Origin of the sequence: Paenibacillus sp. FSL R5-0527, assembly GCF_038008055.1 — a bacterium.
GTDB lineage: Bacteria > Bacillota > Bacilli > Paenibacillales > Paenibacillaceae > Fontibacillus > Fontibacillus macerans.
The window spans coordinates 1746854-1770377 of the sequence record NZ_JBBOYI010000001.1; the positions used below are offsets into that span (position 1 = coordinate 1746854).

General features: G+C 54.6%; 19 protein-coding genes. 12 read left to right on the forward strand and 7 right to left on the reverse strand.

Translation table 11 applies throughout. From position 1 onward, the window contains the following. Nucleotides 1–135: 135 nt before the first annotated feature. The gene (locus NYE69_RS07770) at nt 136–699 is read left to right on the forward strand and encodes an RNA polymerase sigma factor (RefSeq protein ID WP_155621320.1); all 564 of its coding nucleotides are present in this window, start codon (nt 136–138) and stop codon (nt 697–699) included. Then, entirely contained in the window at nt 665–1954 is a 1290-nt protein-coding gene (locus NYE69_RS07775; RefSeq protein ID WP_155621319.1) for a DUF4179 domain-containing protein, read from the forward strand. Before NYE69_RS07770 ends, NYE69_RS07775 begins: the two co-directional genes overlap by 35 nt. 798 nt (nt 1955–2752) lie before the next feature. Here the strand turns inward: NYE69_RS07775 and NYE69_RS07780 are convergent. From NYE69_RS07780 to NYE69_RS07790, 3 genes are all read right to left on the reverse strand, one after another. Beyond that, complete coding sequence (locus NYE69_RS07780) at nt 2753–3466, reverse strand: AIM24 family protein (protein ID WP_340925680.1); 714 nt, start codon at nt 3464–3466, stop codon at nt 2753–2755. 30 nt (nt 3467–3496) lie between these two features. Then, complete coding sequence (locus NYE69_RS07785; RefSeq protein ID WP_340925681.1) at nt 3497–3916, reverse strand: hypothetical protein; 420 nt, start codon at nt 3914–3916, stop codon at nt 3497–3499. A 268-nt stretch (nt 3917–4184) separates the two neighbouring features. Continuing rightward, nucleotides 4185–5351, reverse strand: coding sequence for an MFS transporter (locus tag NYE69_RS07790; RefSeq protein WP_340930313.1), 1167 nt, complete (start codon nt 5349–5351; stop codon nt 4185–4187). Nucleotides 5352–5636: 285 nt separating this feature from the next. On the opposite strand from NYE69_RS07790, the gene NYE69_RS07795 reads away from it, so the two are divergent. The 3 genes from NYE69_RS07795 to NYE69_RS07805 all read left to right on the forward strand — a co-directional run bounded on the left by NYE69_RS07795 (nt 5637) and on the right by NYE69_RS07805 (nt 8443). Continuing rightward, a complete protein-coding gene (locus tag NYE69_RS07795) occupies nt 5637–6218 on the forward strand; it encodes a TetR/AcrR family transcriptional regulator (RefSeq protein ID WP_340925685.1) in 582 nt (193 codons plus the stop codon). 101 nt (nt 6219–6319) lie between these two features. Continuing rightward, nucleotides 6320–7084: an SDR family oxidoreductase gene (locus NYE69_RS07800; protein WP_340925687.1), complete on the forward strand. Its 765-nt coding sequence runs from the start codon at nt 6320–6322 to the stop codon at nt 7082–7084. Nucleotides 7085–7306: 222 nt separating this feature from the next. Continuing rightward, nucleotides 7307–8443, forward strand: a complete 1137-nt coding sequence (locus NYE69_RS07805) for a phosphodiester glycosidase family protein (protein WP_445744758.1) — start codon at nt 7307–7309, stop codon at nt 8441–8443. Nucleotides 8444–8752: 309 nt separating this feature from the next. On the opposite strand, the gene NYE69_RS07810 is transcribed toward NYE69_RS07805, so the two are convergent. Beyond that, nucleotides 8753–9658, reverse strand: a complete 906-nt coding sequence (locus tag NYE69_RS07810; protein ID WP_340925689.1) for a helix-turn-helix transcriptional regulator — start codon at nt 9656–9658, stop codon at nt 8753–8755. 151 nt (nt 9659–9809) lie between these two features. Between NYE69_RS07810 and NYE69_RS07815 the strand changes: the two genes are divergently transcribed. Next, the gene (locus tag NYE69_RS07815; protein ID WP_340925691.1) at nt 9810–11222 is read left to right on the forward strand and encodes an MATE family efflux transporter; all 1413 of its coding nucleotides are present in this window, start codon (nt 9810–9812) and stop codon (nt 11220–11222) included. A gap of 178 nt (nt 11223–11400) precedes the next feature. On the opposite strand, the gene NYE69_RS07820 is transcribed toward NYE69_RS07815, so the two are convergent. Further along, entirely contained in the window at nt 11401–13275 is a 1875-nt protein-coding gene (locus tag NYE69_RS07820) for an LTA synthase family protein (protein ID WP_340925693.1), read from the reverse strand. A 593-nt stretch (nt 13276–13868) separates the two neighbouring features. Between NYE69_RS07820 and NYE69_RS07825 the strand changes: the two genes are divergently transcribed. Beyond that, nucleotides 13869–16178: an endonuclease MutS2 gene (locus NYE69_RS07825; RefSeq protein ID WP_340925694.1), complete on the forward strand. Its 2310-nt coding sequence runs from the start codon at nt 13869–13871 to the stop codon at nt 16176–16178. Nucleotides 16179–16686: 508 nt separating this feature from the next. Here the strand turns inward: NYE69_RS07825 and NYE69_RS07830 are convergent. After that, complete coding sequence (locus tag NYE69_RS07830) at nt 16687–17193, reverse strand: GAF domain-containing protein (RefSeq protein ID WP_340925696.1); 507 nt, start codon at nt 17191–17193, stop codon at nt 16687–16689. A gap of 208 nt (nt 17194–17401) precedes the next feature. Here NYE69_RS07830 and NYE69_RS07835 point away from each other — a divergent pair, with 208 nt between their 5' ends. Next, nucleotides 17402–17602, forward strand: a complete 201-nt coding sequence (locus NYE69_RS07835) for an aspartyl-phosphate phosphatase Spo0E family protein (protein WP_051985710.1) — start codon at nt 17402–17404, stop codon at nt 17600–17602. Here NYE69_RS07835 and NYE69_RS07840 read toward each other — a convergent pair. Further along, nucleotides 17584–18546, reverse strand: a complete 963-nt coding sequence (locus tag NYE69_RS07840) for an alpha/beta hydrolase (protein WP_340925699.1) — start codon at nt 18544–18546, stop codon at nt 17584–17586. The two genes, NYE69_RS07835 and NYE69_RS07840, sit on opposite strands and share 19 nt — an antisense overlap. A gap of 225 nt (nt 18547–18771) precedes the next feature. On the opposite strand from NYE69_RS07840, the gene NYE69_RS07845 reads away from it, so the two are divergent. From NYE69_RS07845 to NYE69_RS07860, 4 genes are all read left to right on the forward strand, one after another. After that, complete coding sequence (locus NYE69_RS07845) at nt 18772–19338, forward strand: GNAT family N-acetyltransferase (protein WP_124333267.1); 567 nt, start codon at nt 18772–18774, stop codon at nt 19336–19338. Between the two features lie 17 nt (nt 19339–19355). Next, complete coding sequence (locus NYE69_RS07850) at nt 19356–20108, forward strand: energy-coupling factor transporter transmembrane component T family protein (protein WP_340925703.1); 753 nt, start codon at nt 19356–19358, stop codon at nt 20106–20108. A 95-nt stretch (nt 20109–20203) separates the two neighbouring features. Next, on the forward strand, nt 20204–20806 hold the full coding sequence (locus NYE69_RS07855) for an ECF transporter S component (RefSeq protein WP_340925705.1): 603 nt from the start codon (nt 20204–20206) through the stop codon (nt 20804–20806). Beyond that, nucleotides 20803–22491, forward strand: coding sequence for an ABC transporter ATP-binding protein (locus NYE69_RS07860; RefSeq protein WP_340925707.1), 1689 nt, complete (start codon nt 20803–20805; stop codon nt 22489–22491). The genes NYE69_RS07855 and NYE69_RS07860 overlap by 4 nt, the downstream gene beginning before the upstream one ends. The last annotated feature ends 1033 nt before the right edge of the window (nt 22492–23524 follow it).

Genomic DNA, 23524 nt, shown 5'->3' on the forward strand with positions numbered 1-23524 from the left:
TTCAATTAAATCTATCCCCTCTACAACCTCTTAGGGATGCAGTAACTTCCCTGAGACCTGGGTGTGGAGCTTTTTTTGTGCAAAATGAACTTTTATAACCTCTGCGGTCTCTTACTTATGAAAAGGGGGGAGGACATGAAAGTAAGCCATCTGGTCAAACAAGCCCAAAAAGGCAACAAGGAAGCTTTACTGCAGCTAGTCATAGCCGATCAGGACGCTTATTATCGTCTTGCCTATGCATACATGGGAAACGAGCACGACGCGATGGATGCGATGGAAGACATGATTGTTACGCTGTATGAAAAGATTGATCAATTGCAAAAGGGCGATGCTTTCTACAGCTGGAGCAAAACCATTCTCGTCAATCGGTGCAAAACGTTGCTCCGCAAAAAGGCGCGGTTTCTTCCGCTGGAAGACGAACGGGAACTATCACTTTCCGCATTGGCTGACGATAATCCATATCGCTATACGGAATCCGAGATGGACATGCAGGTGCTGCTATCTCATTTGAACGCACAGCAGCGGGAAGCGATCGAACTTCGTTATGTTCATGATCTTCCGTATCAGACGATTGCGGACATAACCGGTGCGCCGCTTGGAACCATCAAATCAAGAATCTCGCAAGGCATCCAAAAACTAAAAGTCATGATCGGAGGTGATCGTTATGAACACGATCGAAGAGAAATTACAGGAGCATAAGCAGATCTTGAATAGGGTACAGGCTCCGCCGGAACTTGAAGGCAGACTTCGCAATGCGCTACAGAATGTTCCCGCTAAGAAAAGAAAGAAGAATCCGGCTTTGACATGGGGTATATCAACTGCCGCGGCGCTCCTTCTGATTGCTGGAATGTATGAATATCCTGCCTTCGCTTATTACGGAGGCAAGCTGCTTAATCAAAGCGAGTTGACCTCTCTGAGCTTTTCCGAAGTGGCGGAGCAAGGATACGGACAACAGGTAAACCAAAGCAAAACGCTTGATGACGGTACTGTCATTACCATTAACGGTGTTATCGCCGACGATAACGCGTTTTTAATTTATTACACCATTGACCGGCCCGCAGGCTCCGTATTGGATGAAAATGGTTTCGTTCGTTACGGTGTGGATCGATTGAAAGGGTTTTTGACCGATGCAAATCCTACACAAGGAAACGGCGATTCTAGCAAAGACGAGACCCGGTACGAGGGAGTATACGAATTCGAGCCGGTTAGTCCATTCTCCAGAACATTAACCGCTACATTTAGTGAACGGCTGGACAATGGGGGACGGGCATCGTATCCTATTTCCTTCAAATTTGACCCTACTCAAGCGATGAAGAGTATCATTAAAGAGGATATTTCCAAATCCGTTCCTGTCGATCAGGGGACTGTCCACTATGACTCCATCACTGCTTCGCCATCTTCAACCATCGTGAAGGGACATTATGAATTAGAGGAACCCCCAAGATATTCAGCCGATACAAAGCTTTATGTTAATGGAACGGAGGTGGAATTTCGGGGAATGAGATCGGATGGTTCGGGATTCAAAATTGAATTTGATGTGCTTCCAACAGACAAGATTAAGACCATTGAACTTGTACTCGAAAATTTCCCGGGATATCAGAAAGTAAAAGAACCCGTTTCCCTTGCCGCACCATCAGACCGATCCATCAAAATAGGAAATGAAAAGATATGGATTCGCAGCGTAACCAAAACCGACACAGGCTATGATATCGTGATCGCCAGAAAACAATTTGTACATTTGGAAACGGACCATTTATCCATACAAGCCGGCGGTAACGTAGTTCCCGTATCATCGATCTCCGCATCCCGCCCTTGGGATTTGAAAAACGGCAACATTTTGTGGGAGAATACGTATTCTTTTAACACCACGGACAAACCGGAACTCCTAATGCTGGACGGATTCGATTATATTAAAACCTACAATAAGACCATATCTGTAGATATAAAAAAATGAAACGAGCTAAAAGGTTCAAAACAGCAACGGCGCTTGACCAAACCATCAGGCGCACCTCTGCATCCTAACCCGGTTAGCCTTTCAGCGCCATGGCACTTGGCCGCTTGGACCGAAGGGCCACAGGCGAGCGGGACGCCGCTGTACATCAAAGAGGAGCCCGTCGATAAACCGGCGGTGCTCTTTTGTATTGTGCCGGGGCAACCTGCCAAACAGATTGCTCTTAGAATCTGCTTTGATAAATTGCTTTGAAAAACTGCTTCGAAAAACATAAGGGCAAAAAATGCCGTTATTCCGGCAGTATCCGTCCATTTGAGAGACATAGAGGCATTTTATGCCGCTATTTTCTCGAATCACAAGGAAATGCCCGCGTTCTGGACCCTTCATAGGAAAATAAGGTCAAAAAATGCCGCTAATGGGGACGAACATGCTTGGCTCCGAATAATAAGGACATAAAGTGCCGCTATTTTGGGCTCGACCCAGAAAAATTTGGGCTCGACCCAGAAATCGGCGCTTGATTAACGTGTTAATCTCGAATGATCAAGCTGTACGGTACATTTTCTACGCTAGCAGTTGCCACCCGCGCTTATCCACACTATTGGCTTATTCACGCTACTGCGCTTATTCACGCTACTGCGCTTATTCACGCTACTGCGCTTATTCACGCTACTGCGCTTATTCACGCTACTGCGCTTATTCACACTAATGCGTTTATCCACGCTATTGGGCTTATCCACGCTATTGCACTTGTCCCGCAATCAAGCGCCGCTTGTTGTTTTGAGCCCTATTTTTGGAGGCCGATCACTTAATAAACACGCCGCCAAAAGGGATCACCTCGCGCAAGAAACGCTTGATGATGCCGTCCTCGGCCTGCAGATCCCGTACCAGTTCACCGCTTCCGGGGCCGCCGGATTGGACCAGCACCGAGCCTTGTCCGGTCATTTTCCATTGGTAGCGCATATGCTGGCTGGCCAGATGATTGCCGTAAACGGAGAGCTCCAGCTTGGCGCGCTCGGGATAAGCGAGCACCCGTCCGGCTTCCACGTAAAGCGGCTCTTCGGGATGCAGCGGCAGCTCGATCACCTGTCCTTGGGTCAGAATCCCGATTTGCCCTAGGCCGGAAAATTTGACTTTTACCGCGTCACGGGTGATCATCATGTTTTTCATGCTGAGAATGCGGTTCTCCATACGGATGCCTTCGGTATAAAAAAAGAGATGCCGGAAGTCGTACAGCAAGTCGCTCTCCCCGGCAAACTCGAGCACTTTCAAACCGATGGCGGGAGGGAGCGAGGCGGTTACCCGGCAGGGCCCCGTGAAATCGGCCCGCAGCAGCTTGCGTTTCCGGTAGATGCCCTTCATATTCATCAGTCTGTCGGTCCGGTGATGGGCCGGGCCGCGGTAAGCGATGACTTGTCCGGGGTGCAGCAGGTGCAGCTTGTCGGCTTCGCGCAAGTCGAAGGTAACCGTATGCCCGCCCAACCCTGCCAGGCCGTCGTTGTGCTTTAGAATATCCATTATGGACTCCTCCTCTCCGGTAGCGGCAAATCAGCGGCGGAGCGCCAACCGGATGAGCCGCAGCACGATAAAATAGCCCGCAAACAGCGCGAGGCCGGCAAACACCATCACCCGGATTTTTCGGGCATTGGCGTCACGGATCTGTTGCGCCTCCGTCAAAGCCGATACGGTAGCGGCGAGTTCCCTGTTGCGCGCCATTAGCTCCTCGTTTTGCCAGCGGAAGCTTTCCAGCGTTTCCTGCGTCGCATCGAGCTTGTCCAAAGCGTTCTGGTAATCCGCTTTTAATTCACTCACCTCGGAGGGGAGTTGCGACAGTTCATTGACCCCGCCCCAAAAATCGTTCCAATAGCCCGCCTCGGCCGGTTTTCCGCCCCCAAAGAGCAGACCGCCGGCGAGCGGGACAAGAATAAGCAAGAGCAGGGACCGGTTCCGGTTCCGGTTTCTTATCAATTCCCCCACCTCCAAACATCAACAAACATCGTCATATATCAACTTTTACGTAATAGGGGGATGAAAAGTTTCTGAAGGGCTAATTCCTTCGGTTATTTCGGCATCCGTCTCTCGCTGCGCGCGGCCACGCGGGCTGAAGCGGCCGCCATTCCCGCCTCGGCGATTTTCCCGTTTTCGACCCGGTAGACGGCGCTGGCCGGGGCTGGCCATTTCTATGAGGGGTTTACCGGTCGGCAGGAAGACTGTCCGCTTTCCCGATGTGGCTGGTCTAGTCTGCCGGTCTAATCTGCCGAAGGGTCAAAGCCCAAAACACTAGGGCGATGGCGCTGACGGCGGCGCCGAACAGGCATACCCCTCTCCAGCCGAAGTAAGCGTAGATATGGGTTGAAGCGATAGCTCCGGTTGCGCTGCCGATGGAATAAAAGATCATGTATCCCCCAGTGAGCCGGCTTCGCGCTTCGGGACGCACGGCAAAAATCAAACTCTGGTTCGTGACATGCACCGCTTGCACTGCCGCGTCAAGGAGGAGGATGCCGATGACCAGGACAGGCAAGGAGTATTCGGTATAACTGATCGGCAGCCAAGATATCAGCAACAATACCAACGCCAAGCCCGTCGTTCTCTGCCCCAGGCCGCGATCGGCAAGCTGCCCCGCTTTAGACGCCGCCAACGCTCCGGCAACGCCGGCCAGGCCAAACGCCCCGATTGCGGTATGCGATAACGATGCCGGAGGCGAGCTCAAAGGCAGCACCAGGGATGTCCATAATGTGCTAAACGCCGTGAATATGAGTAAAGCCAAACCTGCGCGGATGCGCAGCACTCTTTCTTGTACGAATAATTGAACCACCGAGCGCAGCAATTGCGGATAGGATAATGGTTCCTTTTTGCCGTGATATTGCGGGAGTACCCGGTATAAAGTTACACCCATGATCAGCATTAAAGCTGCAGAGACCAGATAAACCGAGCGCCATCCGGCGATATCCGTTAAAATCCCGGCAAATGTTCGCGCGAGCAATATTCCGATCACCACTCCGCTGGTCACCAACCCGACGATCCTTCCCCGTTCGGCCGGGGCGGCTAAAGTGGAGGCGTACGATACCAACACCTGCGTTACGACCGCAAGCAATCCTACAACCGCTAAACCGGCAAACAGCACGGTGACGGTATTGGCGGTGCCAACAACGGCAAGGGCCCCTACGGATATTAGCATCATCACGATGATAAGCCGGCGCTGATTAAGAAGATCGCCGAGCGGCACCAGCATAAATAGCCCTAGTGCATAGCAAATTTGCGTAACGGTAATGATGCTTCCAACGGACGACCGGGTAATATCGAATTGTTCCGCCAGTGAATCGAGCAGCGGCTGTGCATAGTAAACGTTGGAAACCGCCAGGCCGCAGGCGATGGCGAACAACAGGGCTATTTTGTACGACATGAAAGAAGAGGCAGCCGATGCGGACGTTAAGGCGGCTCCTTGAGACGCAGCCTTGCCAGTACGGGCGCCAGCGCTTGCTTTCGCTTGGGATTTCTCCATCTTTTACCCTCCATCGCTAAAAAAAGAATTTTATATACCGACCGGTACATAATTTAATATAAACTATACTGCCTTAAAACTTTTTTTGTCAACAAATTTCATTGTGATTTCAGCGATCATTGACAATGGACACTTTTAAAAATAGAATTATTTTATACCAATCGATACTTAATGATGGAGGTAACGATGGCCAGACTTCGCGAATTTGATAAGGAAAAGGCATTAGAGGCCGCCATGGAATTGTTTTGGGAGAAGGGGTTTGAAGCTACGTCTTTAACCGATTTGACTTCGAGAATGGGGATTCAGCGGCCAAGCCTATACGCGGCTTTTGGAGACAAAACGGAGCTGTTTGAAGCTGCGCTGCGCAAATATATGGGATCCCACGCTTCCTATGTCCGCGCCAGACTGCAAAAGCACGCATCCGTCAAAGAAGCGTTTCGCTCCTACTTTGAGAGTCTGGTGGAGGCGGAATACCAAGGGGGGGAGAATCGCGGGTGTTTTTGCATCAATACGATGGTGGAGCTGGCGCCGCATGACAAGAAATTTGAAGTTCTTACGAGGGAACATGAGATGTATCTTGCCGTAATATTCCAGGAGAAGCTTGAACAAGGCGTACAATCCGGCGAGCTTAAAGCGGATTTGAATGCGCAAGCTCTAGCTCAGACATTGGTCGTATCGCTCATCGGCCTTACCGTGCTGCTGAAATCGCGTCCTGAAAGGTCATTTGCCGACAATTCCGTATCGGTTATATTGTCTTTATTGGATTAACGCGCATTCCGTTAGGCATGAATGAGAGAGCAACATAACAAAATCCGCCCTATGCCATAATCTATTTGAATTTAAACTTAAATTTTCGGAGGTTATGGAACATGGGGAAATTGACAGGAAAAACCGCGCTGGTTACCGGAGCCGGCCGAGGCATCGGCAGAGCCATTGCGATCCGTCTGGGGCAAGAAGGGGCCTTGGTAGCCGTCCATTACGGGCAAAGCCGGGAAGCGGCCGAAGAGGTCGTCCGCGCCATCGAGCAAAGCGGAGGAGCCGCATTTGCGATAGGTCAAAAATTCAGCGATGCCGGAAGCGTGGGGGCGTTTTATGAGGCATTGGACGAGGCACTAAAAACACGCACGTACGATACCAGGTTCGATATTTTGGTGAATAACGCGGGGATCGCCTCCACGCTGCCGATTGAGGAAACTACAGAAGAGGTTTTCGACGAACTTATGGATATTAACGTGAAAGTACCGTTTTTCCTGGTCAAGCAAGCTTTGCCGCGGCTGCGGGACGAGGGACGGATTATTAACCTGTCGTCGGCCGTGACGCGAATCTCTTTACCCGGCGTTACCGCCTACAGCATGACAAAGGGGGCGATCAACGCGCTGACGTTGTCCTTGTCCGCCCAGCTTGGCCCGCGCCGTATTACGATCAACGCCATCCAGCCGGGCTTCGTGGAGACGGAAATGAACGCCGCGATGCTCCAGGATTTGGACTCGCGTCAATTTGGCGCGGACTATTCCATCTTCGGAAGATGGGGGCAGCCGCAGGATGTCGCGGATATCGCCGCATTTTTATCTTCCGAAGACAGCCGCTGGATTACGGGGCAGCTGATCGACGCCAGCGGGGGATCGCATCTTTAAGACACAGTATACTTGTACACCCGGGCTTCGTAAGGCCGCAGCAACCCGGGCTAACTTGCGAATTGGATTGCGGACATGCGTTTATACCTCCTATAATTAGGATGGAATCATGCTAAGAACGGGACAAAAGTGTGGCAATTATAAGGTCGCTGAAACTTTCGTCCCGGAGAATTCGTTATATTAGCATCATTCGATCATAGACAAGGTAAGGGGAAAATCGACATGCCCACAGCATCTTTGCCCAGCCGGACCTCGGTTAAACGGGGGAAACGGGGCCAAAAACGCAAGAAAACGCCAAAAAGACGAAAACGCGGCTTTGTCTATTTTTCCTCTTTAACGATTCTGGTGATGTTATGGATCGGAATGGCGGCCATGATATGGCTGTTCTTTACGCCTTCCGGCAATAACGTCCGGTTCCTTATGGCCGATACCTTGATTACGACGCAGCACCGCCATTGGGCCAAATATATTATCGGGCAAGCGGAGCTGGACAAGCGGGTGGCCGCCTATCAGGCCCAGTTTGAGCAGATGGGCGAAGAGAAGGATACCCATACGATCGCGGCCCCGCAGCAGGAAGAAACCAAAGAAGAAAAACCGCTTGTCGAAATCGAAGAGGTTTCAGGCAGCGGCTATCACGGATACGTCTTGACCGTCAACGATCCGACGAAAATCCGGCTTGGCGTTCCGGCCAAACGCGGCAAAGGCGAGAAGGTGTCCAGCATGGTGCAGCGGACCGGAGCCGTCGCCGGCGTCAATGGCGGGGGATTTGCCGACCCGAATTGGAAAGGCAACGGCTTTAAGCCGATCGGGGTCGTGATTTCGCAAGGCAAGATTTATTACAACGGCCTCGGCTCCAAAACGTCCACCCAGGTGGTGGGGCTGGACAAGCAGGGGAAGATGATCGCCGGAAAATATACACTGAAAGAGTTGGAAGAGCTTGGGATTCAGGAAGCCGTCACGTTCCAGCCGCGGATCATCGTCAACGGCAAGGGACAGATCCGCAATCAAAAAGAAGGCTGGGGCATCGCACCGCGAACGGCGATGGGGCAAAGGGAAGACGGGGCGATACTGTTCGTCGTGATCGACGGGCGCCAGCCGGGCTACAGCATCGGTGCAAGCTTGTACGACGTGCAGCAGGTCATGCTGGAGCATGGCGCGGTCATCGCCGCCAATCTGGACGGCGGGTCGTCCACCGTGTTGGTGAAAGAAGGCGGGGAAATCGTCAACAAACCGTCCTCGGAATACGGGGAACGGTATCTCCCTACCGCCTTTCTCGTCTTCGAGCACCCGGAACAGGTCGACATCCCCAATATTTGGGAAGGGCTGCGGCCGCAGGATATCGACCCGGGCAAAAAATAAAATCCGGCGTCTAGGCTGTCCAAGCAGACAAATCTGCTGTTGGGCGGCCTTTTTTTTGTCTTAGAGAGAAGCCCCCTTCATAAAATAGCGGAACTTTATGGTCTTATTTTCCGGAATGAAGCGTGTTCATTGCACTTAGCGGAATCTTTTGGCCTTATTTTCCAATGAACAGTGAAAAAAGCAGCCATCTCCCTGCGGCTTGAGAAAATAGCGCCATTAAACTCCTCTATTTATCTAAAAATGGGTGATGCCGCCGAAATAGCGACATTTTTTCCCTTTATGCTTTCGTTTGGGTTTTAAAACCGTTAGCTAATGCTTGTTCCAAAAGAAGCGCTGCCGGTATTTGCGCGGCGACAGGCCTTCCATTTTCGTGAAGCAGGCGGTGAAATAGGAGGCCGTGTTGAAGCCAACCTGCTCGGCGATCCGCTCCACGGTCAGGTCCGTTTGCAGCAGCAGCAGCTTGGACTGCTGGATGCGCAGGCGCAGCAAATATACGGCCGGCGGGCAGCCGAACACCTTTTGCATGCAGCGGGCGATATAGACGGGATGGAAGTTGATGCTTTCGCCCAGCTTTGTCGCGGAAAAGGGCTCGCGGTAATGCTTGCGCAGGTAGGAGGCGGCCGCTTCCGCGCAAACCGATTGCGGGGACGGCGCGTCTCCGCCGGCGGAGGCGGAAAGCTGGACGATAACCTCCTGAAACAAGGCCTGCTGCCTGAGCCGGACGCCGCTTATATGGATGCTCCGGTTCATCTCCGTCAACTCGCCGATCGCGGCGGCCAGCTTTTGCGGTTGAGCGAGCTTCATGAACTGGGGAAGCGGAACCGTATAAGGCGCCACGGAGAAAGGGCGTAAAGCCGGCGGCCCCGGCGTTTCCTTGTCCGCATAGCTTCCCTGCTGCTGCCGGTATTCCTCCTCTTCGACGACGCGCCAATCGCCGAGAATTTGAAAATGCAGCCAATGATGCAGCGTCTCTTCCCGGCAGCCCTCCACGGCGTAATGATAGCAATCCGGACGGAGGATCAAGGCGTGGCCGGATTCGACTTCATAATCTCTGCCCTCCTCCCCGACGTACAGGCAGCCGGAAACGACGACGAGCAGGTCGAACGCGCCGATATTTTGCCGGCTGGGATGTTTGCCCCCCACCGGCAGCAGCGTAGAGCCGCTGACGATATAATGCGGCAGGGGAGGCGCGGTAAATTCGATGATCGGAGGCATAATACGCCAGCTCCTCTGAGGTTGGAATATTGAAAGTTTGAGTTGATTCGTTGATACATTAATTACAATATAGCATTTATAATGTGTTTCATGCTAACAAGACAGAAGTGAGCGCGATTATCCGCTCCCCGTACTACAGGAGGTTGTAATAATGAAGAAAATCAAGGGTGGCGAAAGAGACCGGTTCTCCCTTTGGCTGCTCGCCTGGCCGATTTTTATCGAGCTGTTTCTGCAAATTTTGCTCGGCACCGTCGATACGCTGATGGTCAGCCGGATTTCCGACAACGCGGTTGCCGTCGTCGGTTTCTCCAATCAGCTGTTTAATGCGCTTACGACGCTGTTTGCCACCATCGCCAGCGGCGCCGGCATCGTGATCGCGCAAAAAATAGGCTCCAGCCGGGAAGAGGACGCCCGGACCGTAGCGATTATCGCCTTTAAAGTAACGGCGTATATCGGCATCTTCCTCAGCGTGTTGCTGATCGCCGTGCCGAAACCGATCGCCCGGGCGCTGCAGCTTCCGGAAGAATTGCTGCCGATGGCGGAGGTGTACATTTCGATCGTGGGCGGCGGCATGATCCTGACCGCGATGATCTCCATGCTCGGAACGGCGATCCGCAATACCGGAAACACGAAAGGACCGATGTACACGGCGGTGGGGATGAACATCATCCATATCGCGATGAACTATTGCTTTATTTTCGGCGCCTTCGGTTTTCCGCAGTGGGGATTGACCGGGGTGGCCATCTCGACCGTGATCAGCCGGCTGATTGCAACGGTGGTCCTGCTGCTGATTTTCCTTGGCACCTTTCAGCGGCGCATCGGATTTAGGGATTTACCGGTTTTCGACCGCAAACTGTTCAAGGAAATTTTGGTCATCGGTTGGCCGCTGGGCGTCAATTCGGCCAGCTGGGTATTTTCGCAGCTTGCGATCTTCTCGTTCCTCGCTATCCTCGGTTCCACCGAGCTCGCGGCAAGGACGTACATGAACACGCTGGAATCGTTTTGCTTCATGCTCGGCTTCTCTCTGGCGATGGCGGCGCAAATCCAGATCGCCCACCTGTACGGCGCCGGCAAAACAAAGGAGGCTTACCGGGCGGTCTACCGCGTGCTGGCCTTCGGACTTCCGCTGGTGATCGTCAACGCTTTTATTCTCGTATTGATCGGCCCGGCGCTGATGGGCGTGTTTACGAAAGATCCGGAGATTTTGGCGCTTTGCGTTTCGCTGCTGTGGCTGAATTTGTTGCTCCAGCCGGGCAAAATGGTCAACATGGCGATCGGCAACTCGCTGAACGCGGTCGGGGACACGAAATATACGATGGTCATCTCCCTGATCTTCATGTGGCTGATCGCCACCGGCTGCTCCTATTGGTTTGGCGTTTCCATGGGCTGGGGCATCATCGCGATCTATCTTAGCATGATCACCGATGAATACGTGCGCGGCATCCTCTCGTACTTCCGCTGGCGGGGCCGCAAATATTTGCGGATGAAGGAAGCCGACCTGAGCCGGGAAGAGCAGCCGCCGGGAGGCGCCCCGCTGGACGGCGTGGCGAGCCCGGCATTGTGAAGGGCATTGTGAAGCGGCGCTGGTGTCCGTTAGAATCCGCAGCTTCGCGAAGATATAGTACCAAGCCGAGCCCCAAACCCGGGCGAAACAAAAAAGCTGCCCCAGCCTGGAGCGGCGGTCTCCTGTTTTACAACAGAGGCAGCTCGCCTAGCGCATGGGGCAGCTTTCATTTTATAAGTTATTGCTTCTCTTCCTTAACACGGTCCGGGAGCTGCTGGACGTAGCTGTCGGAGAGGCGGAGCAGCTCCAGCGACCGGTTGTATTCGTCTTCCGTCGTCAAAGCTTGGCTTACGCCGTCTTTGGCCAGCGGGTATTGGGTCCCGTCGTTGTACCAAACCCCCGGCATAAACAACGCCATGTTGTTGAGGAACGAACCGGAAGGCAGGTAGTAACGCTGCGGCAGCAGATTGTATTCCGTTTGATTCAGGATGTCCTCGCCGAAATGAATGTGATCGTCGAGCGAAACCCCCAACAGGTTGGCGACCGTCGGCAAAATATCAACCTGGCCGCCGACGTTCTCCATCTCCTTCGGAGATTGGCCGGGGACGGAAATGATCAGCGGGATGTTGATCATGTCGATATAACTGTATTCCCGGCCATAGATTTCCTGCATCAGCTCCAGGCCGTGTTTGTCCAGGGAATACATCGGCAGGCCGAGGTGGTCGCCGTAAATGACCACAACGCTGTTATCCCAAATGCCTTTTTGCTTCAGATCGTCGATAAACTGGCCGAGGGCGTAATCGGCGTAGCTTTGCGCCCGCAAATAGTCGCCGACCATATTGTCCTGATATCGTTCCGGCAGCTGGATTTTGTCCTTTTCATGCGGCGTCGTAAACGGATGGTGCGCCGTCATCGAAATGACTTGAGCGTAGAATGGCTTGCCGCCCAGCTGCATTTTATCCAGCTCATCCTCGGTTTTCTTGTACAGCACTTCGTCGGAAGGGCCGAAGAAAACCGTATCCTCCGTGCCGAAAAACTTCTGGTCGTAGTAACGGTCCCAGCCTAGAGCGGCGTATAGTTCCCCGCGGTTCCAGAAATCGACCGCATTGGTGTGGAAGGTAGCGGTGTCGTACCCCTGCGACTTCATCAATTTCGGCAGGCTAGGCAGCTCCTTGTCCGGATAGTTTTGCGTGGCCGCCTCATTATAGGGAATGTAGAACGAGGTGTTCACGACGAATTCGGCGTCCGAGGTGTTGCCTTGTCCGACCATTTGATAAAAATGCTTGAAATAGGTATTGTCCTTCACGAGCCGGTTCATGACCGGCGTCACTTCCTGGCCGTCGACTTTCAGGTTGATCAGGAAGTTTTGGAACGATTCCAGTTGGATGATGATCAGGTTTTTGCCTTTGGCCGCGCCGAAATATTTCGGGTGGGCCGGCTGCGCAATCCCTTTAAGCTGGTCGATTTTGGTTTGGTTAATCTGTTTGCTGTCGACGAGATCTTCTTTTTTGCCGGAAAAAATCGTGTACGCTTCGTAGTTCAGGATGCCCATTTTCTCCGCTTGCTTAATTTCGTTCATGCTGGCGCGGTTAGGCCATACGTTGAAGATACACAGGAGGACCGAAGCAGCAAAAATACCCGCGATTACGCCGGTGCTGGTCTTTTTTAAATTGAAAAAGCTTTTGAGCTGCTCGGCTCTTTTTTTGCGCAGCAGCCAGTAGCTGATGATGACGATATCGAGAAAAATCAGCAGATAGTACGGCGCCAGCAAGGAAAATACGCTGTGTTTGACCGCGGTAACCTGATTGACCTGCTCCAGGGCATGGTAATTAACAATGACCCCGTAATATTTATGATACATAACTGCGGCGAAAAATATGGCGGTGACGATGAAGTTGACGGTCAGATAGAGGCCGATTTTACGCTTGGAAGAAAACCATTCGATCAGGCAAAACAGCGCCCAAATGAAAGGAATTTCCCTCAGCAGAGGCCCCCAGGCGGGAACTTCGTCAAAGATGGTGATCCAAACGACGTAAATTTTCAATATCATGATGACGGAGAAAAAGACAAACGGCTTAATGTTGGCCAGCCGGATGCGATTGAATTGTAACACGACGTTTCCTTCCTTTCCGCTTTGTTACGTAGTTCGCTATTTAATACTGGCTTTACATTTTTACACCCCTAATATAATACATGAATTAGGAGAAAGAATAAAATAATTCAATTCACTCATTTAACAAGATACCCCAAACATGGCTTCGTTAACATCGCGTTAGTTCTCATTATTGACTTGTTACGGCGGTTTTTGCTAAATTAGAGGTATCCTTCTGACGGGAGAGATTTTAATGTCGGTGAATGTTCTTAACTAATCAATTTCATATGGACCGAAAGCAGGTTTTCAGGGACGCATTCAGGGCGACTTCGCGGCCGTTTGAGCTTAGGAGCATACGTCTGTTTGAACGTACTCTTGTTTCGGTCTGTTGAATTTAGTTAAGAACACACGCGGAACATCATGCAAGCGCCTTTGGCCGCTGCCTGCTTGTGGAATGTAAAGCCGTGCTGTATTCAGCGCGGCTTTTTTGCATTTTGCGGGAACGCAGGCATATAGCGGAAGAGGTGTGGGCAAAGGATGGCATTCGTGCTGTCCTTTGCCTTTTTTTGTGCTCTCGGATAGAAGGATGAACCGAAAATGAGGAGGTTTTGGACATGGAAAAATTTTCGCTGCACATGCTGGAATACGAAAGCATCAAACAGGAGCTGATGAGCTACGCCGTATCGTACGAAGGGCGAAACCGGATCGCGGAGCTGACGCCGCTGGAGGAGAAACGGCTGATCGAACGGGCGATCGCGGAAACGGCGGAGGCGCTTGCGCTATATGGAAAAGGGGCCAGCGTTCCGCTCCCTTCGCTGGATGGAATCGAGCTGGTAGCCTCGCTGCTGGGCACCGGCTACCTGTTCACCGAGCAGGACTTAACGGCGGTGCAAACCTTTCTTCACAGCTGCGGCCAACTGAAGAAGTATATGGCCTCCAAAGGCGAGCTGGCCTGGCAAATCGGCGTTTACGCGCACGATCTGCGGGATTTGCCCGCGCTGCAGCAGGAAATTTTGCGCTGCATCCGGCACGGGGTGATCACGAATGAAGCGAGCCGGGAGCTGGAGAAAGTCCGCAAACGGATCGCGGTCGTGAAAGAGCGGATTCAGAAGAAGCTTCAGTCCGTGATGGCCCGCCATGCCGCGATTTTGCAGGAAAACATCGTCAGCGTGCGCGGCGGCAGGTACGTCATCCCGGTCAGGAAGGATTACTACAAGCAGGTGAACGGCCGTATGCTGGACCAGTCCACCAGCGGGCAAACGGTGTTTATCGAGCCCCAGGAGGTGTCGGCGCTGCAAAGCGAGCTGGAATTGCTGCAGGGAGAAGAGGCGCGGGAGGAAGCCAAGGTGCTCGGCTACCTGGCGGAGCTGGTCGAGCGGGAAGCCGAGGCGATATACCGGAATATTGAAATTACGGGGACGTACGATTTCATCTTCGCCAAAGCGAAATATGCGGCGGCGATCGGCGGCAGGGCGGTGGAGATCTGCGAGGACGGTTACACCGTGATTCGCGAGGCCAAGCATCCGAAGCTGCTGCAGGCGATGGTTCCGCTGGACGTGGAGATCGGCCGGTCATACCGGACGCTGATTATCACCGGACCGAATACGGGCGGCAAAACCGTCGTGTTGAAGACGTTCGGACTGCTGGCCCTGATGGTCCAGTCCGGGCTGCTCGTGCCGGTGGCCCCCGGCAGCCGGTTCGCGGTGTACCGCGGCATTATGGCCGTGATCGGCGACGGGCAAAACCTGGAGCAGTCGCTCAGCACCTTTTCCGCGCAAATCAGCGCGCTTGTTACAATGCTGCGCGAAGCCGGGCCGTCCACGCTGCTGCTCATCGACGAACTGGCGGCGGGAACCGACCCCGGCGAAGGCATCGCCCTGTCGATCGCCATCCTTGAGGAGTTCGCCCGCAAAGGGGCGACGGTGCTGGTGACGACGCATTTTAACGAGCTGAAGACGTTTGCCTCCCGGGCGCAAGGCTTCCAGAACGCGCGCATGGAATTCGACGCCGAGACGCTGCGTCCGCTGTACCGGTTGACGATCGGCCAGGCCGGCCGCAGCTACGCGCTGGAGATCGCGAGCCGGCTGGGGATCGCCCCGGGCATCGTGGAGCGGTCGCAGCATATCGTCAGCCGTCAGGCAGCCGAGGGGACCGGAGGCTCGGTGCTATGGGACGACATTTTGCCGGAGCCTGTGCCGCCACCGGGGCGGGGGCTGGCGCAGTCGCCGGAGCAGGAGCTGGCGCATGGGATGGAGCAAGGCTCGGCGACGTGGTCGATGCAGACGCCGACGCCGGAGCCGGCGCAGGAACTTGCGCTGGACTTGGCGCAGAGGCCGGTACGCCCCGTGTCACCACCGGAGCCGCCGCAGCCTTTGCGGGCTGATGCAGTGGAAGCGGCGGGGCCTAGAGGGGCTGCGGCCGGCGCGAAACCCGGGCCTGCCGCAGCCGGGCAAGCTTCAGCCGGGCCTGCCACAGTCAGGCCTGCTTTAGCTTGGCCTGCCTCACCGGGGTATGCCTCACCCGGGCAAGCTGCCTTCGAGCCAGGACCGGAACAAGCCGGGCCGGACAAGAGCGGGCAGCCGGGCCAGCCGGAACTTGCCTCTTCTGACCCGGGGCAGCCAGCGAAAAAGAAACCCCAGGCCTTCGAGGTTGGCGATGCGGTGATGGTCACTTCGATCGGAAAGATCGGCATCGTCAGCGCGCCGCAGGACAACCGGGGCATCGTCGAGGTGCTCGTGCAGAAGCAGCGGATCAAGGTCAACCATAAGCGGCTCAAGCCCTACATCAAAAAAGAAGAACTGTATCCCGACGATTACGATTTCGATATCGTGTTCGACACCAAGGAAAACCGCAAAAAGCGGAAGCTGATGGGCAAAGGGCACGTAGAAGGCTTGGAGATCGTCCGGAGACCGGGCGAGAACTAGGTTGAATAACTAAAGAAGCATCCCGATCCGCCGTATGGCGGTGAGGATGCTTCTTCTGTTTCAGCAGGGAGTCCCTTTATTGCTCTAACGGGAGGAAGGATTGCAGACCCGAATGGGATGCAGTAAAACTAGTTTATCACCGATTGGACGGCGGGGGGCTGTGCGCCATGCAACTATATAGTGCAGCTTACCAACCACTAGAATGATCGCAAGAATGATCGTGAGGATGATCGCGCATCATACGCCGGAACTCCCCCCAACCTGATTGCCGCCCCGCCTCTGATTGGAAAAATCCAATAGATTAAAGGACATCGCGGGCAATTTCGAGATCTCATTGGAAATATCCAATAGAATTCGCTCAAACCGCCCGTTTTGCCCCCTACTGAGTTAATCTATTGGAAATATCCAATCAAGCCGCTGTCTTCCAGCTCGATTTCCAGTTCTATTGGATATTTCCAATCAGATACATTGTGCCAGTGCCAGGCCGCATTGCCGCATTATTATGTTTTTAACCCCGGTTAACCCCAGCCGGAGCGGTGAGCTGCTCGGCCAGCGTGGCCACGAACTGCTCGAGGAAAGCCTGATCGGCCTCGTCGAAGCGCCGCTTGATCGGGCTGTCGATGTCGAGCACGCCAAACAACTGCCCGTCCTTGACGATCGGCACGACGATTTCGCTGTTGGAAGCCGCGTCGCAGGCGATGTGCCCGGGGAATTCGTGCACGTCGTCGATCCGCAGCGTTTCCCGGCGCTGTGCACTGGTACCGCAGACTCCTTTGCCCAGCGGTATACGGATGCAGGCCGGCAGTCCTTGAAACGGTCCGAGCACCAGTTCCCGGCCATCATACAGATAAAACCCGACCCAGTTGATATCGTCCAAATAAAAATTCAGCAGCGCGGCGGCGTTGGCCAAATTCGCCACGTTGCTGCTCTCCTCATAAATCAAGCCCCGAAGCTGCGACAATACGGCGTTTTGCCGCTCTTCCCGGGAGCCCGAGTATTCGCTTGCGTGAAACATACGGGTATTCCCTCCTTGACTTCGTTTCCGGATCAAGCCCGGAAACGCGCTACGCGATAAAGCTATTATAAGCCAGCTCGCGTCCGAAGGGTAGGTGCGTTCATTTTACAAACTCCGACACGGTGTGCTATTTTTTATCAATTTTGCAAAATATGTTTTTTGGCATCATGAGGTAAAATAGGGGAAAGATCGTAGAAAAGGTGATTTTATGGCGACATCAATGTATAGAGAAACCCGACCAAAACATAAAAAAGTAAGCAACGAGCTCAAAGCGACGATCGAAAATCTGCGCTCTGAGCTGATGAACGCCGCGGTGGAGGACAACTTCAGCAGCGGCGCTATATTGGAGTTAAGCCAGCGTCTGGATCATTACATCGTGATGGCCCAAAATCAGATGCTGGGCAAATAAGCCGCCGTTACTGTTTCCGCCGCCATTTCCGCGCCAAGAACTTCATGAATAAAGGAATGAACCTCCGCTTTGTAGCGTTTCGGATCAACGCCGTAGGCGTTGGCATGGACCGCGCCTTCGATTAACAGCAATCTTTTCGGTTCCGGTTTATGCCGGAACATTTCTTTGCTCATGTAGGTAGGAACGTAGTTGTCTTTCGTTCCGTGGATGAATAAAACGGGCAGGCGGCTTTTTTCTACCGCTTTGATCGGACTGACCTGGTCGAGCCGGAAGCCTGCTTTGCGCTGCAAAAGCCTGTTCACCAAAGGCAGCAGCGGATACGCCGGCAGCTTGTTCAGCTTCGTGAATTGATGCCGCATCAGCTCCGTCAAATCGGAGTAAGGGCAATCGGCAATGACGAACTTCACGTTCGGATGCGCGATGCTTAGATATTCCAGCACGGTTCCTCCGCCAAGGGATTGGCCATGCAGACCGATTTCGGTTTGTTCCCCGTAATGTTCCAAAATCCAATTTACCCAGGTTTGCACATCATATTTTTCATAATACCCGTAAGTCGTGTATTTGCCTTGGCTGCCGCCGTGACGCCGCTGATCGATCAGCAAAATGTTGAAGCCCGCGTCGCGAAACATGTCGATATATTGCGTTGAGGCGTGGAGCGAAACCGTATAACCGTGAACGATGATCATCCAGCGGCGGCTTTCCGGAAAAAATTCCAGCACATATCCGCTGAGCAGCAAGCCGTCCTGAGACGTGGCCTGCACTTGGCGTTTGTTCAGACGGTCAAACCGTTCCATGGAATAGACGCCCGTTTTCTCCAAATATTCATAAATGCGCTCTTTCGTCTGCAGTTTCATTTGGGTGATCTGACGAAGGGCGTAGCGCGGCAGGCCGCCGGAGATCAGCGCGGCCAGCAGCAGTATGGCGATGCCGAAAGTGTAGATCATCCGGGTGTTCCCTCCTTATTTTTGAGCTGATACCTATCCGTAAATGCTCTATCTGTAGACCATAGTATCACCGAAAAGACGGCAAGAAAATCATAGTCTGCAAAAATTGCCTTTTACCTTTGACGGGATCGCTTCGATATGGTTAGCTATAATCATGCCGGGGAGGGGAGGGCGTTTGCCGAATCCTCCGGTTTTGTGTTTCAAGTAAAGAGAGGAGAATAGCATATGTACAAATGCGGCGGGAATATCCCTGTCCTGGAAAGCGAAAGGCTGAGGTTAAGGAGAATGGAGCGCGGCGACGCCGAGGTGATGTTCCGTTATTGGAGCGATCCGGAAGTGACCCGGTACATGAACGTATCAGCGTTTGCTTCCGTGGAGGAAGCCTGGGACATGATCAATTTGCTGAACGGATTGTCCGAAAGCGAGGATGCGATGCGTTTTGGCATCGAGCTGAAGGAAGAAGGGAAGCTGATCGGCAGCTGCGGATATAATGCTTGGGAACTGTCCGGGGCTTACCGCGGCGAGATCGGATATGATCTTGGGCGGGAATACTGGGGTCGCGGATATATGTCGGAGGCGCTAAGGCTGCTATTGGCCTATGGCTACGACACGATGGGGCTCAACCGGATCGAAGCGCTTGTGGAACCGGAAAACGCCGGATCGCTCAAGCTGTTGCTATCTTTTGGGTTTAAGGAGGAAGGGCTGCTGCGGGAATATCAGCAGACGGAAAAGGGGTTTGTCGACCTGCTGATGTACTCGTTGCTCAAAAAAGAGTACGTAAAAAGTATTTAACGGACGAGGTGATAGCGGTGAAAAAGCTGCGTTCGGCAGGCGTGCCGCTTCAGGAGCTGGACCCGCTGAGCAAGCTGGTCGCGCTGCTGTGCGTTGCGGCACTGAGCATGCATTGGGACAAGGCGGCGCCGTTAAGCGTCATGCTGCTTTTTTTGGCAGGGGCCGCCAGGTTCGGGGCCGGGATGCCTTGGGGCAAGTTGGGAAGGCGAATGGGGTATATCGCCGGCTTCGGCGTGCCGTTGTTTGCCGTCACCGCCTTGGCCGCACCTTCCTCCGGGGAGCAGATTTCCGCCGGGTTCCTGTCAATCCCGTTAAACTCGGTCTCTGCGGCGGCGGCGGTATGCTTGCGGATGTTCTGCCTGTTTATGTCCTCGCTGATCTACATTGAAACGACGGACCCCAAACAATTCGTCGTCATGATGACGACCCGGCTCAAGCTGCCTTACCGCTTTGTGTTCGGCGTGTCGATGGCGTTGACGTTTTTGCCGCTGCTGGCCGAGGAGGGGCGGGTTGCCGCCGATGCGCGCAAAATCCGCTCCGCCAGAGCGCCCAGAGGGCTCACGGAACGTCTGGCGCAGCTTCGGGGCCGGTTGCTGGCGGTGTTCGCCGGGGCGCTCCGCCGGATCGAGCAGACCGCCGGAGCGATGGACGCCAAGGGCTTTGGAGCTTATCCGGAGCGGACGTTTTTGCGGGAGGCGGCTTTGTCCCGGGGCGGGGTGTGGCTGATGGCGGTCAGCGTGATTTGCGGCGCCGGATTATGGTTTATTTAGGTTAAGTCCGAAAAAAGGACTTGACGTGCCATGATTGTTAACCTAAATTTTAAATTATGGTTAACAATTGATTGCGAGAGGATGACGAAGCAGACATGAACGAATCGACGAAAAAAAACGCTTTTGCCAAATTTACCACGCTGGATATCGTGCTGATGGCTATGCTGGCGGCAGCGAACGCGGTGATGACCGTGTATTTGTCGCCGGTTAATCAAGCTTTGAACGGGCTGGGGGGACCTATCGCCACTTCGACGATTACCGGTTTGTACATGATTTACGGATTGCTGGCCTATTACATTATCCGCAAGCCGGGGACAGGGCTGATCACCTACGGGATCGGGGCGGTGGTGCAGTCGTTTATGGGTTCCGCCTACGGCATCGTTTCCTGTTTTGCCGCCGCGGCGTGTTATCTTGTGATTGCCGAGGGGATTTTTGCGCTGACGCGTTATAAAAATTGGGGCTGGCCGGTGATGCTGGCGGCCGGAGGCGCGATGGTGCCGGTTTGGTTTTTCTTTGCCGCGCAGATGTTCGGCTATACGAAATGGGGAACCGGGGTGCTGTTGATCGCGCTCGTGGTCCGGACTTTGAGCGGAGTTGTTTTGTGCGGGCTGCTGACGAAACTGATCGGCGACGGGTTGGCGCGCAGCGGACTGCTGCGCCGGTTTGCGGCCGGCCAAGGGGCGAAAAGCCTGACATGACGGCCCCGGCCTTTGATTTGGAGCGGGTCGGCTACAGCTTTGAGGCGGGGGCAATGCCGGCGCTGCAGGAGGTAACGCTCCGCGCGGACGCCGGGGAATGGATTGCCGTAGCGGGAGCAAGCGGCAGCGGCAAATCGGTGCTGGCCCAGCTGCTGAGCGGGTATCTCCCGCGCTCCGGGGGCGGCGTGCGGACGGGCCGGCTGCTCGTCTTCGGCGCGGACCCTGCGGAGGCGGACATCGCCGCCGCGGCCCAGCGCATCGGGGTCGTGTTTCAGGACCCCGATGCGCAGCTCGTGCAGGGCCGGGTCGAAGACGAGGTCGCCTTCGGCCCGGAAAACCTGTGCGTGCCCGCCGCCGGTATCGAGCGGCGGGTCGCGGAGGCGCTGGCGGCGGTGCAGCTGACGCCGCAGCGGATGGCGCGCGTGCACGCGCTGTCCGGCGGCCAGCGCCAGCGCACCGCGATTGCAGCGGCGCTGGCGCTGGAGCCGCCGCTGCTCGTGTTGGACGAGCCGGCGGCCAGCCTGGACGCCGCCGCGAGGACGCGGCTGCTGGCGCTGCTGCGCCGCCTGCACCGCGAAGGCCGGACCGTCGTGACGCTGTCCGGCCGGATCGACGAGCTCGCGGCGGCGGCGCCGCGGCTCGTCGTGTTGGACGCCGGCACCGTCGTCATGGACGGTCCGGCGGGCGAGCTCATCCGCGGCGAACGCGCGCGGATGGAGCGTTTGGGGCTGCTGCCGCCAGGCGCAGCAGCAGCCCCGGGCGCGGGCGCGGCGGACCTTGTACCGCTGCTGGCGGCATCTAAAGCGGCCGGCCTGCCGCACCCGCCGCTTGCCCCCGCCGCGCCGTCCGTGTCTGCTGCGCCGTCCGAGCCCGCCGCGCCGCCCGCCCCTGCCGCGCCATCCGTGCCCGCCGTACCGTCCGAGCCCGCCGCGCCGTCCGAGCCCGCTGCGCCGCCCGTGCCCGCCGCGCCGTCCGAGCCCGCCGCGCCGACTGCCCCCGCCGCCGCCCCGCTGCTCGAGGTGCGGAGCCTGACCTTCGCTTACGCTCCAAAAAGCGCGCCGGTGCTCACAGGCATCGACCTGACGTTAGGCCCGGGCGAATGGCGGCTGCTCTGTGGTGAAAATGGCTCCGGCAAAACGACCTTGTCCCGGCTCCTCATGGGGCTGCTCCGTCCGCCCAAAGGCGCCGTCTTTTGGCAGGGCAAGGATGCGGCCAGACTGTCCCTGTACAAGCTCGCGTCGGACATCGGCTACGTCTTCCAGCAGCCGGAGCAGCAGTTCGTTGCCGCGACCGTGTGGGACGAGCTGCTGTATGGACCGCGCTGCCAGCTGCGCCTAAGGAAACGCGATCCGCTGCCGGAGGAGCTGCGCCAAAGGGCGCTCGAGCTGCTCGAAACGATCGGGCTTCGGGATAAGGCCGATGTTTCGCCGTATTTGCTGAGCGGAGGGGAGAAGCGTCTGCTTAGCATCGCAGCGTCGATGATCAGCCCCAAAAAACTGTATATCCTCGACGAGCCAACGGCAGGCATCGATTATAACGGCGTGCGTATGCTGATCGCTCTTTGTTGTCAGGCTCTGACCGGCGGCGCTTCGCTGATCGTAATCACCCATGAGCCCGGACTTTTCGCCGGGAACCCGGTCCGTCAGTGGTCGATGCGCGAAGGCAGGCTGGAGGCAGCCGATTGAACCGTAACGGCATCAGACAACCGCAGAAATGGTGTGATTCGAATTTAACCGTGCTATTTTGACAAACCGAAACTTTTGGATATGCTGTACCCTGTGACTTGACCTGAAAATCGCCACTTGACTAATGTGTTAATCTCGAAGGATCAAGTTATCCGGTAACGTTTTCTACGCTAACGGTTGCCATCGCGCTTATTCGAGCTACAAAGCAGAGGTTTCTTTTTTAACGGTTGTCATCGGGCTTATTTAGGCAAAACGCCCTATTTTTCCTGAAAAAACGGGAAATAAGCTCGCTGACAACCGTTACATTTTATATCCGTTCGTTTTTGCCCAAATAGCATCGCTCACAACCGTTAGATTTTTTCGTGCTCTTTTACGCTGTTGCCACACGGTTAAGGTCCGATGTTTGTGTTGTGACACCGTTTTGGCTAAAAACAGAAATAGATGCTTTACCCCCGGCTACTTTAACGACTATTTAATGCCCCCTAGCGACCACCTAGCACAGCCTAGCGACTACTTAACGACCAGATCACATAACGACCACCTAGCAACTACCTAACGACTACCTAACGACTACCTAACGACTACCTAACGACCAACTTAGCGACTTACCTAACACCCAACCTACTATCCGATCGTCCTCCCTCAAAATAGCATCACTTTATGTACTTATTATCCAGAGCTTGGCTTTTTCATCTCCATTAGCGGCATTTTATGTACTTATTTTCCTGGGAATAGTCCAGAATACGGGCATTTCCTGGCGACCAAAGAGAATAGCGACTTAAAATGCCCCTATTTCCCTCAAGTGGACGGTTATCGCAGAATAAGGACAATTTTTGCTCTTATGTACTACCACAAGGCCGTCCGCGGTTAACTGTGGCTCAATATCCTGTGGCTCATGTTTTCGCTGGAGTTTCTCAGGGGAAGGCAGCACGGTTGTGCAGGTTTTCTCTGCGCAATTTGAACTTCCGTGAGTCCGCAGCAAAAGGAACAGGCCCGAACCAGACTTGGGCTTGTTGTCCTGGTTCGGGCTTAT

Bases quoted from the DNA above. Each gene is read 5' to 3' on its own strand.
- NYE69_RS07805 (WP_445744758.1), top strand. From the start codon at position 7,307: ATGCCCACAGCATCTTTGCCCAGCCGGACCTCGGTTAAACGGGGGAAA.
- NYE69_RS07815 (WP_340925691.1), top strand. From the start codon at position 9,810: ATGAAGAAAATCAAGGGTGGCGAAAGAGACCGGTTCTCCCTTTGGCTG.
- NYE69_RS07770 (WP_155621320.1), top strand. From the start codon at position 136: ATGAAAGTAAGCCATCTGGTCAAACAAGCCCAAAAAGGCAACAAGGAA.
- NYE69_RS07800 (WP_340925687.1), top strand. From the start codon at position 6,320: ATGGGGAAATTGACAGGAAAAACCGCGCTGGTTACCGGAGCCGGCCGA.
- NYE69_RS07835 (WP_051985710.1), top strand. From the start codon at position 17,402: ATGGCGACATCAATGTATAGAGAAACCCGACCAAAACATAAAAAAGTA.
- NYE69_RS07780 (WP_340925680.1), bottom strand. From the start codon at position 3,466: ATGGATATTCTAAAGCACAACGACGGCCTGGCAGGGTTGGGCGGGCAT.
- NYE69_RS07860 (WP_340925707.1), top strand. From the start codon at position 20,803: ATGACGGCCCCGGCCTTTGATTTGGAGCGGGTCGGCTACAGCTTTGAG.
- NYE69_RS07830 (WP_340925696.1), bottom strand. From the start codon at position 17,193: ATGTTTCACGCAAGCGAATACTCGGGCTCCCGGGAAGAGCGGCAAAAC.
- NYE69_RS07845 (WP_124333267.1), top strand. From the start codon at position 18,772: ATGTACAAATGCGGCGGGAATATCCCTGTCCTGGAAAGCGAAAGGCTG.
- NYE69_RS07790 (WP_340930313.1), bottom strand. From the start codon at position 5,351: ATGTCGTACAAAATAGCCCTGTTGTTCGCCATCGCCTGCGGCCTGGCG.
- NYE69_RS07855 (WP_340925705.1), top strand. From the start codon at position 20,204: ATGAACGAATCGACGAAAAAAAACGCTTTTGCCAAATTTACCACGCTG.
- NYE69_RS07775 (WP_155621319.1), top strand. From the start codon at position 665: ATGAACACGATCGAAGAGAAATTACAGGAGCATAAGCAGATCTTGAAT.
- NYE69_RS07825 (WP_340925694.1), top strand. From the start codon at position 13,869: ATGGAAAAATTTTCGCTGCACATGCTGGAATACGAAAGCATCAAACAG.
- NYE69_RS07810 (WP_340925689.1), bottom strand. From the start codon at position 9,658: ATGCCTCCGATCATCGAATTTACCGCGCCTCCCCTGCCGCATTATATC.
- NYE69_RS07840 (WP_340925699.1), bottom strand. From the start codon at position 18,546: ATGATCTACACTTTCGGCATCGCCATACTGCTGCTGGCCGCGCTGATC.
- NYE69_RS07795 (WP_340925685.1), top strand. From the start codon at position 5,637: ATGGCCAGACTTCGCGAATTTGATAAGGAAAAGGCATTAGAGGCCGCC.